This is a genomic window from Planococcus sp. 1R117A, assembly GCF_051417975.1.
Lineage (GTDB): Bacteria > Bacillota > Bacilli > Bacillales_A > Planococcaceae > Planococcus > Planococcus shenhongbingii.
Genome location: NZ_JBPRLO010000002.1, coordinates 536485 through 548988 on the forward strand (window position 1 = coordinate 536485; position 12504 = coordinate 548988).

A 12504-nucleotide genomic window follows, 5' to 3' on the forward strand; every position below is an offset into this window, starting at 1 on the left:
TATTTCATTTAAAACGGAAAGGCTCTGTATGCACTTCCGAAGGCAAGAATTCACATTGCCAATTCTGCTGGTTCGACATATGGTTGACGACGCCTTTGATCATGACTTTTTCAACATGATGGCCCGGGTCGACGACCGCCAGATCCATCGCTTCCGCGTCTTGTGCTACATGGAAATACAAATCGCCTGTGACATAGACATCTGCACCAGAACGTTTGGCTGCCTGAATGTATTTATTGCCATCGCCTCCAAGGACTGCCACTTTCCGGACTTTTTTGGAAAGATCCCCAACAACGCGTGCAGCCGGGACATCGAGCCGTTCTTTGACCCATTCCGTGAACTCGCCCAAAGCCATCTCGGAAGGCAAGTTTCCGACACGCCCGAGGCCCATCGCTTCTTCTTTGTTCTCCAGTGTAAACACATCATAAGCCACTTCTTCGTATGGATGAGCGGCAATCATCGCTTTGATGGCACGGTCTTTCTCGTACTTCCGGATGACCACTTCAATTTTTGATTCTGCTGTGACTTCCATCTTGCCTGCTTCGCCGATATACGGTTCGGCGGCATCGGTCGGGCGAAATCTGCCGGTGCCGGACAATGTATAGCTGCAGAATTCATAATCCCCGATGGCTCCCGCACCTGCTTTTCCAAGCGCCTCGCGCACTTGTTCTTCATGGCTTTCCGGCACAAATACCGCGATTTTAACCAGTTCCGCTTCGTATGTAGGGACCAGCACTTTGGTTTCTGCGAGGCCAAGTGCCTCTGCCAACAAATCATTGACACCGCCTTTAGCGACATCCAGATTGGTATGGGCAGCATATACCGCAATATCATGCTTGATCAGTTTTTCGATCATTCGCCCCTGCGGAAAATCCGTCTGCAGGTTTTTCATCGGACGGTAAATCGGAGGGTGATGGGCAATAATCAAACCAGCGCCTTTTTCAATTGCCTCATCCACCACTTGTTCATTAACGTCCAGCGTGACCAGCACCCGTTCTACTTTTTTGTTCAGCGTTCCGACATGCAAGCCGATGGGGTCGCCTTCCATCGCCAGGAACTTCGGTGACCATTTTTCAAACTCTTCGATGATTTGCTGCCCATTAGGAATTTTCACGATTCAGCACCTCTTCAACCAGTTTTATTTTTTCCACCAATTCGTTTTTCTTTTCGACAATTTCCAACGTCTGTTCCGTCGATTCGATTGAAGCAATGATATTTGTCCACTGCGCACTTTCTCTTTGCCATTTTTCCTGGAAAGCTTCGTGCCTTTCTTTCATAAGCATTGGCCCCATCAGCAGTTCAGCTGGCGTAAATGTTACGGGATAGCGGCTTGGTTCAAGCACGATAATTTCATAAATTTTATTATTTTCCTTGATGATTTCTTCTTCAATAACCGTCCACTGGTTGGCTGCCGCCCATTCACGTATTGCCATCGCATGGACATTTGGCTGAAGAATCAAACGCTGGATTCCTGCTAACCGGTCTTTCCCTTGGTCCAAAATAGAAACAATCAAAGGGCCGCCCATGCCGGCAATGGTCACAGCGGTTATTCCGTCTTCCGGGCGGATCGCTTCTAATCCGCTTGCCAGCCGGACGGCAATTCTATCCTCCAGCTGTTCCTGGATGACTTGCTTTTTCGCTGATTCAAAGGGGCCTTTTACGACTTCCCCGGCAACAGCCCGCAAAGCTAATCCTTGTGAAACCAAATAGCAAGGCAAATACGCATGGTCACTGCCAATATCAGCAACCACCGAACCTTGCGGCACATGGCTTGCTACCCGTGTCAGCCGAGTTGATAATTGTTGAGCATTCATTGAAATCCTCCTAACTTAGAAAAGCGGAAATGGCCATTAAGGTCCCTTAGAGCTAACTTAAGCCCTGAGAACTTGGCTATTGCAGCTGGAAATGAAAAGCGCAGAAGCCTTGTTCAGACAAGTTGCCTTCGTAGACCAACCCTAGAGCGACTCGAGGGTTGAGGCGCCTGTGCTGGATATCTAAAGAAAAACCCTTAGCTCTTGGTGAACTAAGGGTTTTAAATACTATTCGAGCGAAAGTATCCACTCCGCCATTGCTGGGATGTTCTCGCCTTCAACAAGACCACCTGGCATTGCGCCTTTACCATTTGCAATAATATCTTCAAGTCCTGCTTGGTCCAATTGAGTATCTACTAATGATGGCCCTACTCCGCCTTCATAGCTTGAACCGTGGCATGAAACACAGCTTTGCTGTGCTTGCGCTTCAGGATCGAACTCAGCTGATTCAGTGCTGCCACCGTCTTCGCCTTGTGCTTCTCCGCCTGCGCCTTCTTCTTCTGCATGCTCTTCAGCAATTTCAGCTTCGTTATTGACGCCTTCTAATGATAAGAAGAAAATCAGACCAATACCGAACGCCATGATTAAGATATAAGGTACAATTGCATTTTTTTGCATCCGTTACCCCTCCCTCTTTAAGTTCTGCTTTATGATATTGTTCGTATCATTCATTATTGTACTGTATTATTAGCAAAACGAAAAGCCATATCGGGCAACTTTTAATCGTTTGTGACAAATTCAGCAACTTAACTAACAGCCGATTTGACGAGCGATGACCATTCGCTGTATTTCTGACGTGCCTTCGCCGATTTCAAGCAGTTTTGCATCCCGCATATAGCGTTCCACTTCGTATTCTTTCATATAGCCGTATCCGCCATGGATCTGAATGGCTTCATCCGCCACTTCCATTGAAATCTCAGAAGCGTACAGTTTTGCCATTGAGGCTTCTTTAGTAAACGGCCGGCCCTGGTCTTTCAGCCATGCCGCTTTGTATACCATATTGCGGGCCAATTCGATCTTCATTGCCATATCCGCCAATTTGAACTGCGTCACCTGGAATTCAGATAACGGCTTGCCGAACTGCTTGCGTTCTTTAGAATAATTCAATGCTTTATTATATGCCGCCTGAGCGATTCCTACTGCCATTGCAGCGATGCCAATGCGCCCGCCATCCAATGTCACCAAGAATTGCTTGAAGCCTTCTCCGCGCTTCCCTAGAAGGTTTTCTTTTGGCACGCGGACATTCTCCAGCACCAATTCAGTGGTATTGGATGCATGAAGGCCCATTTTCTCATAATTATCAATAATGGTAAATCCTTCAGCATCTGTCGGAACGATAATGGCGCTGATTTCTTTTTTGCCATTTTCGATTCCAGTGATAGCCGTGATGGCCAAATGCTTCGCATAGCTGGCATTCGTAATATATACTTTCGAGCCATTGATGACCCAGTCATCGCCGTCTTCAATTGCACGGGTTTCCGTGCCGCCGGCATCCGATCCTGCATTCGGTTCCGTCAATCCAAATGCTCCGAACGATTCACCGGTACAAATCGGCTTTAAATATTTTTCTTTCTGTTCTTCTGTCCCAAATAAATTCAGCGGTGCTCCGCCAAGCGATATATGCGCTGAATACGTGATGCCTGTCGAAGCGCAAGCGCGGCTCAATTCTTCAGTGACGATGGCGAAACTGGTAGTATCCGCTCCTGCACCGCCATATTTTTCATCAAACGGCAATCCCATCATCCCCATGTCGGAAAGCTGTTTGAAGATTTCTTTCGGAAATTCATTTGTCCGATCGCGGTGGATCGCTCCAGGAGCAACAACCTTATCGGCGAATTCCTTAATCGTCTTTTTGATCATTTGCTGTTCTTGCGTCAAGTCAAAATTCATCTCATTACATCCCCTTTGCATTGAATACGCTTTCAATATTCATTATATAGGAAAAATTTAGATAAACTCAACTGAAAACCCCAAAAACATAAAAAACCGTTCCCTTTGTCGAGCAAGGGAACGGCTTAAGCAGTTTATTTTATTCCAAAAAGTCTTTCAAACGTTTGCTGCGTGAAGGATGGCGAAGCTTGCGCAGCGCTTTAGCTTCAATTTGGCGAATCCGTTCACGGGTCACACCAAATACTTTCCCCACTTCTTCAAGCGTACGCGTCCGTCCGTCATCCAGTCCGAAACGCAGACGAAGCACGTTTTCTTCACGGTCTGTCAGAGTATCCAGCACATCTTCAAGCTGTTCTTTCAATAATTCGTAGGCAGCATGGTCAGATGGTGATTGCGCATCCGAGTCTTCGATAAAATCTCCAAGATGTGAATCGTCTTCTTCCCCGATCGGAGTTTCCAAAGATACCGGTTCTTGGGCTATTTTCAAAATTTCACGGACTTTTTCAGGCAATAAATCCATTTCTTCGCCGATTTCTTCCGGAGAAGGTTCACGTCCCAAATCCTGCAGCAATTGGCGCTGGACACGGATCAATTTGTTGATGGTTTCGACCATATGCACGGGAATACGGATTGTCCGTGCCTGATCGGCAATGGCACGTGTGATCGCCTGGCGAATCCACCAAGTTGCATACGTACTGAATTTAAACCCTTTAGAGTAATCGAATTTCTCAACAGCTTTGATCAAGCCCATATTGCCTTCTTGGATCAAGTCAAGGAACAGCATGCCGCGCCCGACATAACGTTTCGCAATACTGACCACCAGACGCAAGTTGGCTTCTGCCAGGCGTTTTTTCGCTTCTTCATCGCCTTTTTCAATCAGTTTCGCCAAGCGGACTTCTTCTTCCGCTTTCAGAAGGTCCACGCGGCCAATTTCCTTCAAGTACATGCGGACCGGATCGTTGATTTTAACGCCCGGCGGAACACTCAAGTCATTCAAGTCAAACTTCTCTTCGGTAGGCTTCATCAGGCGTTCCAAATGCTCTTCGTCATCTGATTTTCTTTCAAGTTCAATGCCATGGCCTTCCAGTTGATCAATAAATTCCTCTACTTGATCAGATTCCATTTCAAAAACCGCTAATTTATCGGCTATCTGCTCATAGTTAAGTTCACCGGTTTTTTTCCCTGCTTCTATCAATTGGCGCTTTGCTTCTTCAACCGTTACTTCTGGACCTTCTGAACTTAATGAAACATTGCTTGCTTCAACTTCGTTTTGGCGTTCTGATTTCTCAGCCATACGACTTCCTCCTTTTAAAACCGGAATTAACTTACAATGATTTCCGTAAAGCAATCACTTCTTGTGCAAGAAGTAAAGCACGTTTTATATCATGCTGTTTTTCCGCTTCTTTAGATTGCTGGATTTTCAAACTTATCTGCTGCTCAACCCGGTGCTTTTCAAGATGCTTAAGGCAGTCAGCAATTTCTTCATCGCCATGCTCCGGATCGCGTTCGGACAGCGTAGTCTCTAAGACCAATTTCCGGAGTTCGGCATCCTGGAGAGTCTCCAGGAATTTATGGAAGTCTGCTTTGTCCCATTCCTCATAGAAACCAAGCAGCTGAACATACAGAGCTTTAAACTCTTCGCTGATAAAAGGCATTCCGGATGGCACTTCAGCCAATTTTCTCATGACTCCTCGGTCAGCCAAGGCATGCGAGAACAGCAGCCGTTCAGCCCTATGCAGTGAAGTGACCCGTTTAGGCTCGCGTTTTACTGTTTTAGCCACTCTTTCCGGACGGCTGCGTTCAATTGATTTGTTCTCAAGCTTTCGGTACTGCTGGAGAATCGCTTCTTCTGACAAACCGGTTTCATTGGATAATTGCTTGATGTATAAATCGCGTTCAATCGGCGACGAACGGCCGGCTAGCAGCTGCAGCACTTCTTGAACGTATTGCAGAAGATCATTTTCATATTGGAAATTCTTATGCCGGCGTGCATGCATCATAGCAAACGCGATAAACGCATGCGGTTTACCGATAATTTGATCCCGAAAAGCGTCATTGCCATGTTCCCGGACATAATCATCAGGGTCCAGCTTTCCCGGAAGAACGGCAACTTCCACTTTGAAATTTTCTTCATTAAGCGCAATAGCGGCTCTTTTTGCCGCTTCCCAACCCGCATCATCGCCATCAAAACAAATGACGACTTCCTGGGCAAAACGCTTCATCGCTCTGATATGCTGGGAAGTCAATGATGTCCCCATCGTCGCCAGGGCATTGTCCACTCCTGCTTTGCCGGCTGCAATCACGTCCATAAAGCCTTCAAACAACACAATCTTCCGGTTTTTCCTGATGGCATTGCGGGCTTGATGGACATTGTACAGCACTTGGCTTTTTTGAAAAATCGGCGATTCTGGGCTGTTCATATATTTGGCTTCTTGTTTTGTATTTTCAAGAATTCTTCCAGAAAACGCGATGACTTTGCCGTTTTCGTTTGTGATTGGGAAGATGATCCTTCCACGGAAGCGGTCAAAATAGCCATTTCCCTGTTCACGCTGGATCACTAATCCACTCTCGGCCAATTCTTCCTCGCTATATCCTTTTCTTTGCAGAGCCGTAGCCATGTAATTCCATTCAGGAAGCGCCCAGCCGATTCGGAATTTCTCGATCATTTCCCGAGTAAATCCTCTGTTCTCCAAATAATCCAGAGCGGCTTGGCCTTCTTCCGTATTCAATAAAATATGATGGTACATATCAGCTGCAAATTCATGCATCTTAATCAATTGCTGATCGCTTTTTGAAAGTCCGGATGAAGCTTCCGATGAAGCGTTTGTATTTACTTCCACTTCTATGCCGGTCCGGCTTCCAAGCCTTGCTAAAGCATCCTGAAATGTAATATTTTCAATATCCATTAGAAATGTAATGACGTTTCCACCGGCGCCGCATCCGAAACAGTGAAAGATCTGCTTGTCGGAAGTGACGGAAAATGACGGTGTGCTTTCACCATGAAATGGGCAAAGGCCAAACCAATTGCGGCCTCTTTTGGTCAGTTGGACATACTCACCGACTATATCAACAATATCTGCCGTTGACCGGATTTGCTCAATCACTTCTTCAGGAACTCGATTCGACACTTTATCACCATCTTTTTCTGCTTAACATACTTAATTCGTGACATTCAGGCGAATTCCTTCATCTTTTCATAAAAAGATGGGGCCAAAAAAATAGACCTTATTTTAATTTATCCACAATTCTTCATTATAAAACGTTTGTGTCAAAAAATCCACAATTAAAAATAGAAAAACCGCCTTTTCAGGTGGTTTTTCAAACGCCGTCATTTTAATTTATTTAAAATAAGGTTGGCCGTTTCTTCGACTGCCCGGTTCGTCACATCGACGACTTCACAGCCGATTTTGTTGACCACTTTTTGAAAATGATCTATTTCTTCGTGTATTCGATTTATTTTAGCATAATTCGCGTCATCATTTAAGCCTAAAGCAATCAAACGCTCTTTTCGGATATAATTCAATTTTTCAGGCGAAATGACCAAACCGAAACATTTTGCAGGATCTACTTTGAATAGTTCTTCCGGCGGGTCCACTTCCGGAACCAGCGGCACGTTAGCCACTTTCAGCCGTTTATGCGCCAAATACTGGGACAACGGCGTTTTCGAAGTTCTCGAAATGCCAACGAGTACAATATCTGCCATTAAAATGCCCCGCGGATCTCTGCCATCATCGTATTTCACTGCAAATTCGATTGCTTCCACTTTTTTAAAATAGTCATCATCCAATTTCCGGACCAGTCCCGCTTCTTCCAGAGGCACCGCATCCAATTCTTTTTCCAGTGCATCCATCAAAGGCCCCATTAAATCGACAGCTGTCACTTTGTACTTAGCGGTTTCTTTTAAAAGAAAACTTCTCAGTTCCCGCGACACTAGGGTAAAAACGATAAACGCTTTTTGCTGTGCTGCCAATTTGATGATTTCCTGCAAGTGTTCTACGGAATCAATATAAGGGAACCGCTTTAAAACGGCATTCTGATCCGCATATAAATACTGGCTCATTGCCGCTTTGGCGACAAGTTCACCGGTCTCTCCAACAGAATCGGAGACGATGAACAAGCGAAGCTGTTTCAATTCTATGCACCTCACAATTCGTGGCTTTCCGACAAAGATAAAAATGCCCGGGTGATATTCGTTTTGGTTAACCGGCCGATTACTTTGAATCCCTCGGGTTGTTCATCGACCACTGGCAAAGCATCAATTTGCTGATTGATCAACCGATGCGCTGCTTGTATCAATGATTCATTTTTTACGCAGTACGTAATATTCGGCATCCGGGTCATAATAATATGTACAGGGATAGCGGTCAAATCCTGGTTCCCCAGGCTGGCCCGCAGCAGGTCTTTGCGCGACAGCACCCCTGTCAAAAGGGATTTTTGGTCTACGACAAATAAAGTTCCGACATCATCCAAAAACATTTGGCTGATCGCGTCATAAACGCTTACATCTTCCCTCACCACGACAGGAATCGATTGAAAGTCTTTCACTTTCATATTGTTCATCGTATCCGTAATATCCTGCCCTGGTTTTTTTCCGGAATAAAAATAGCCAACACGGGGGCGGGCATCTAAAAAGCCGGCCATAGTCAGGATGGCTAAATCGGGTCTTAATGTTGCTCTTGTCAAATGCAGACGGTCCGCAATTTGTTCACCCGTAATCGGGCCATTGCCTTTAACTATCCGCAATATTTCTTCTTGCCGCTTATTGAGTTCGATCGGACTCACCGCCTCAAAATATGTTATACTCAATGATGATTATTATATACTAATTGGCGCTATATTGCTAAGAAAAGATTGCCATGGTACAATACTAACGAAATGAATATCAGACAATGATGGAGAAAGAAGTACTGTTGCTTTAGCGAACGGGGATAGTGGAAGCCCGTATTGACAGGAAAAGGCACTCTGGAGTCAGTTTCTTTTAAGAGGGCTGCAAGCTGCAGCCAATCGAGGTGGAACCGCGGGTCATAACGTACTCGTCCTCGGACTTTATGTCCGGGACGTGTACGATTTTTTATTTTATGGAGGTTTTTTATATGTCAATGGAAGAAGTAGTATCATTAGCAAAACACAGAGGGTTTGTTTTTCCAGGCTCTGAAATTTATGGCGGCTTGGCAAACACGTGGGATTACGGCCCGCTCGGCGTCGAATTGAAAAACAATATTAAAAAAGCTTGGTGGAAAAAATTCGTCCAGGAATCGGTTCATAACGTGGGGCTTGATGCTGCCATTTTGATGAACCCGAAAACTTGGGTCGCTTCCGGCCATGTCGGCAACTTCAATGATCCAATGATTGACTGCAAAAGCTGCAAGACGCGCCACCGCGCCGATAAATTGATCGAAGACGCACTGGATGCAAAAGGCATCGAAATGATCGTCGATGGTTTGTCTTTTGATCGCATGGCTGAATTAATTCAAGAGCACGAAGTCAAATGCCCGACTTGCGGCGCAAAAGACTTTACAGACATCCGCCAATTCAATTTGATGTTCAAAACTTTTCAGGGTGTTACTGAAGCTTCTACGAACGAAATCTATTTGCGTCCGGAAACGGCTCAAGGGATTTTCGTCAACTATAAAAACGTTCAGCGTTCAATGCGCAAAAAAATGCCATTCGGCATCGCCCAAATCGGCAAAAGCTTCCGCAATGAAATCACACCGGGCAACTTTACATTCCGGACTCGTGAATTCGAACAAATGGAGCTGGAATTCTTCTGCAAGCCAGGCGAAGACCTGGAGTGGTACGCTTACTGGCGCGACTTCTGCAAAAACTGGCTGCTTGAGCTGAATATGACTGAAGACAATATGCGCCTTCGCGAACACGATAAAGACGAATTGTCCCATTACTCGAATGCTACAGTGGACATCGAATACAAATTCCCATTCGGCTGGGGCGAGCTTTGGGGCATCGCTGACCGTACGGATTTCGACTTGAAGCGCCATATGGAGCATTCCGGTGAAGACTTCAATTACATCGATCCGATTACAAATGAGCGTTTTGTGCCATATTGCATCGAACCGTCTTTAGGTGCTGACCGTGTAACACTTGCCTTCTTGGTAGATGCATACAGCGAAGAAGAACTTGAAAACGACGATAAACGCACTGTTATGAGATTCCACCCGGCGCTTGCACCTTATAAAGCGGCTGTGCTTCCATTATCGAAAAAACTTGCTGACGGCGCAACTGAAGTATTCGCTGAACTGTCCAAACATTTCATGGTGGATTACGATGAATCCCAGTCAATCGGCAAGCGCTACCGCCGCCAGGATGAAATCGGCACACCGTTCTGCATCACGTATGATTTTGATTCCGTAGAAGATGGCCAAGTAACTGTGCGCCACCGTGATTCAATGGAGCAAATCCGGATGCCAATCAATGAAGTTCAAGCTTACGTCGCTAAACAGATTGAGTTTTAAATTATAATTTAGAAGCCGGAGCATCTTTATGATGCTCCGGTTTTTTATTTTTGGAGAAAACTTCTGGCGTCCGGCAAGTATTTGAGCACGCTGGGAAAGTATTTACGGCCTAACAGACAGTATTCCCTTCCGAAAAGAAAGTATTTCAGCCCGAAAGGAAAGTAAATGAAAATACTGGAAATAAAAAAAGACCCGCTCAGGTAATTTCATCCTGTTGCGGGTCTTCCACTGTTTTTTTAGGCAAAAATTCAGGTGTTCGTTCCAGCTGTTCCAAGAAACCACGTGACTTCAAGCGAATGCCGGCTTGTTCTTCGTAAATCGTCCGGACAATCCCTTTCAGCAGCGTTTTGGATTCCTTTTTCAGCTTTAAGGAGCCAACACGCTCGATCGGCACAAAATAAAATGTGCGGATCAGTTTCACAAGTGCCGGACTCAGCCGGATGATATAGCGGTCAATATGGAAACAGCGGTGGCATAAGAATCCGAGTTCCTGGAATGAGAAAGCAAACTCCCCATCTGTCGCTCCGCAATGTGCGCATTGATGCAATGTCGGAGTCAACCCGGCATTCGGGAGCATCTTCCATTCCACGAACAGCGAAATCGCTTCCGGGTCATAGCCTTCTTCGATGGCATGAAGCGCCTGGAACAGCATTTCATAAACCGACGGCTGCGGTTCATCCTGTTCCGTAAGCCGGTCAATCAGTTCGACAATATAACTGGCATAGGCCGTCTTCATAATGTCTTCCCGGATATGCCGAAGCGACTCCAGCGGATCTCCGCTTTGCAGCGTCCCCATGCCTTTACCTTTGAAGATTGAATAGCTGCCATGCGTGAACTGCTGCGTCACTGCTGCCAAGCGGCTAGAAGGCTTTTTAGCGCCTCTTGCCATGCAAGTAATTTTGCCGGCTTCACGGGTGAACAATGTGACAATTTTATTGTTTTCGCCGTAAGCCTGCGTCCGAATCACAATACCTTCCAATTGATTCAGCATGAAACCGACTCCTTAGTATTCGTCGTCTCTAAAACCGAAATCACGCAAGTGCACTGCTTTATTGCGCCAATCCTTCTGGACTTTAACCCATAACTCCAAATACACTTTCGATCCCAGCAGATTCTCGATGTCTGCCCGTGCACGGGAGCCAATTTCTTTCAGCAAGGCGCCTTTTTTGCCAATGACAATTCCTTTTTGGGAATCACGTTCAACCATGATAATCGCTTGGACGCGGATCATGTCTTTGTTGTCGCTGTCCGGCGCAATCTTTTCAATGACTACGGCAATTGAATGCGGAATTTCTTCCCGTGTCAGATGCAGCGCCTTTTCGCGGATCAACTCGGAAATGATAAAGCGTTCCGGATGATCCGTCACTTGGTCAGCCGGGTAATATTGCGGCCCTTCCGGCAGGTATTCGGTAATTTTGGCAAGCAAGTTTTCTACGTTATTGCCCTGCAATGCCGAAATTGGAATTGCTTCTTTAAAGTCGAATTCATTGCGGTAACCCTCGAGGATTTTCGGCAAATTATCCGGGTGTACCTGATCAATTTTGTTCAGTACCAAAAAGACCGGCACGTCAATGCCTTTCAGCATGTCCAGGACAAAGCGGTCCTGTTTGCCAATGCGGTCATCTGCACTTGCGACAAACAGCAGTACATCCACTTCGCGGAACGTGTTTTTGGCCACTTTCAGCATAAAGTCCCCCAATTTATGGCGAGGCTCGTTAATGCCGGGTGTATCGATAAAAACCATCTGGCTGTCATTGGTGGTGACGACACCCTGCACTTTGTTTCTGGTTGTTTGCGGCTTATCGCTCATAATGGCGATTTTCTGGCCGACCACGCGGTTTAGAAATGTCGATTTGCCGACATTCGGGCGGCCGATGATGGAAATAAACCCTGATTTAAAGCCGTTATTTTCTTGCTGCATATGCTAAATCCTCCGTTGAAAACGCACCTGGCAACAGTTCGCTGACTGTAGTTTCCTGGACGTCACCATTTAAATTTGTTAAGTAAACCGGCATATCCGGCGCACAGAATTCCGCAATTACTTGGCGGCAGGCACCACAAGGTGAAACTGGTCCTTTTGTTTCTGCCACGACAGCGAGTGCCGTGAATTTTCTATCGCCTTCTGAAACCGCTTTAAACATCGCTGTCCGCTCTGCGCAGTTTGTCATGGAATAGCCTGCATTTTCAATATTGCAGCCGTGGTATACTTTGCCGTCAGCCGTAAGAAGCGCTGCTCCGACCTTGAATTTCGAATAAGGCACGTATGCCCGTTCGCGTGCTGTTTTTGCTTCTTCCATCAATTGTTCTTTCTCCATTACGAATCACCTCTGTAA

12 protein-coding genes are annotated in these 12504 nt (G+C 46.0%); 1 reads left to right on the forward strand and 11 read right to left on the reverse strand.

Going from position 1 to position 12504, the window contains the following annotated elements:
* Positions 1-4: 4 nt before the first annotated feature.
* The 8 genes from ACSFXN_RS08095 to ACSFXN_RS08130 form a co-directional block, all read right to left on the reverse strand.
* A complete protein-coding gene (locus ACSFXN_RS08095; RefSeq protein WP_437149633.1) occupies positions 5-1114 on the reverse strand; it encodes a Nif3-like dinuclear metal center hexameric protein in 1110 nt (369 codons plus the stop codon).
* The gene (locus ACSFXN_RS08100; RefSeq protein ID WP_437149634.1) at positions 1101-1814 is read right to left on the reverse strand and encodes a tRNA (adenine(22)-N(1))-methyltransferase; all 714 of its coding nucleotides are present in this window, start codon (positions 1812-1814) and stop codon (positions 1101-1103) included. Before ACSFXN_RS08100 ends, ACSFXN_RS08095 begins: the two co-directional genes overlap by 14 nt.
* Before the next feature lie 225 nt (positions 1815-2039).
* Positions 2040-2429, reverse strand: a complete 390-nt coding sequence (cccA, locus tag ACSFXN_RS08105) for a cytochrome c550 (RefSeq protein WP_437149635.1) — start codon at positions 2427-2429, stop codon at positions 2040-2042.
* A 132-nt stretch (positions 2430-2561) separates the two neighbouring features.
* The gene (locus ACSFXN_RS08110; protein ID WP_437149636.1) at positions 2562-3701 is read right to left on the reverse strand and encodes an acyl-CoA dehydrogenase; all 1140 of its coding nucleotides are present in this window, start codon (positions 3699-3701) and stop codon (positions 2562-2564) included.
* Positions 3702-3840: 139 nt separating this feature from the next.
* On the reverse strand, positions 3841-4995 hold the full coding sequence (rpoD, locus tag ACSFXN_RS08115) for an RNA polymerase sigma factor RpoD (protein WP_437149637.1): 1155 nt from the start codon (positions 4993-4995) through the stop codon (positions 3841-3843).
* Positions 4996-5026: 31 nt separating this feature from the next.
* Complete coding sequence (gene dnaG, locus ACSFXN_RS08120) at positions 5027-6829, reverse strand: DNA primase (protein ID WP_437149638.1); 1803 nt, start codon at positions 6827-6829, stop codon at positions 5027-5029.
* A 200-nt stretch (positions 6830-7029) separates the two neighbouring features.
* Positions 7030-7833, reverse strand: a complete 804-nt coding sequence (locus ACSFXN_RS08125) for a pyruvate, water dikinase regulatory protein (RefSeq protein WP_437149639.1) — start codon at positions 7831-7833, stop codon at positions 7030-7032.
* Between the two features lie 11 nt (positions 7834-7844).
* A complete protein-coding gene (locus ACSFXN_RS08130; protein ID WP_300992609.1) occupies positions 7845-8483 on the reverse strand; it encodes a helix-turn-helix transcriptional regulator in 639 nt (212 codons plus the stop codon).
* A gap of 311 nt (positions 8484-8794) precedes the next feature.
* Between ACSFXN_RS08130 and ACSFXN_RS08135 the strand changes: the two genes are divergently transcribed.
* Positions 8795-10171, forward strand: a complete 1377-nt coding sequence (locus ACSFXN_RS08135) for a glycine--tRNA ligase (RefSeq protein WP_437149640.1) — start codon at positions 8795-8797, stop codon at positions 10169-10171.
* Positions 10172-10367: 196 nt separating this feature from the next.
* Here the strand turns inward: ACSFXN_RS08135 and recO are convergent, their stop codons facing one another.
* Genes recO through ACSFXN_RS08150 form a run of 3 tightly spaced genes read right to left on the reverse strand, consistent with a single transcriptional unit; the run spans position 10368 to position 12486 of the window.
* The gene (recO, locus tag ACSFXN_RS08140; protein WP_437149641.1) at positions 10368-11162 is read right to left on the reverse strand and encodes a DNA repair protein RecO; all 795 of its coding nucleotides are present in this window, start codon (positions 11160-11162) and stop codon (positions 10368-10370) included.
* Positions 11163-11174: 12 nt separating this feature from the next.
* Positions 11175-12092, reverse strand: coding sequence for a GTPase Era (era, locus tag ACSFXN_RS08145; protein ID WP_437149642.1), 918 nt, complete (start codon positions 12090-12092; stop codon positions 11175-11177).
* Positions 12076-12486 (reverse strand): cytidine deaminase, encoded by a 411-nt coding sequence (locus tag ACSFXN_RS08150; RefSeq protein WP_437149643.1) that lies wholly within the window; start codon positions 12484-12486, stop codon positions 12076-12078. The genes era and ACSFXN_RS08150 overlap by 17 nt, the downstream gene beginning before the upstream one ends.
* Positions 12487-12504 lie beyond the last annotated feature (18 nt).

Bases quoted from the DNA above. Each gene is read 5' to 3' on its own strand.
- ACSFXN_RS08100 (WP_437149634.1), bottom strand. From the start codon at position 1,814: ATGAATGCTCAACAATTATCAACTCGGCTGACACGGGTAGCAAGCCAT.
- cccA (WP_437149635.1), bottom strand. From the start codon at position 2,429: ATGCAAAAAAATGCAATTGTACCTTATATCTTAATCATGGCGTTCGGT.
- ACSFXN_RS08110 (WP_437149636.1), bottom strand. From the start codon at position 3,701: ATGAATTTTGACTTGACGCAAGAACAGCAAATGATCAAAAAGACGATT.
- rpoD (WP_437149637.1), bottom strand. From the start codon at position 4,995: ATGGCTGAGAAATCAGAACGCCAAAACGAAGTTGAAGCAAGCAATGTT.
- ACSFXN_RS08135 (WP_437149640.1), top strand. From the start codon at position 8,795: ATGTCAATGGAAGAAGTAGTATCATTAGCAAAACACAGAGGGTTTGTT.
- recO (WP_437149641.1), bottom strand. From the start codon at position 11,162: ATGCTGAATCAATTGGAAGGTATTGTGATTCGGACGCAGGCTTACGGC.
- era (WP_437149642.1), bottom strand. From the start codon at position 12,092: ATGCAGCAAGAAAATAACGGCTTTAAATCAGGGTTTATTTCCATCATC.
- ACSFXN_RS08150 (WP_437149643.1), bottom strand. From the start codon at position 12,486: ATGGAGAAAGAACAATTGATGGAAGAAGCAAAAACAGCACGCGAACGG.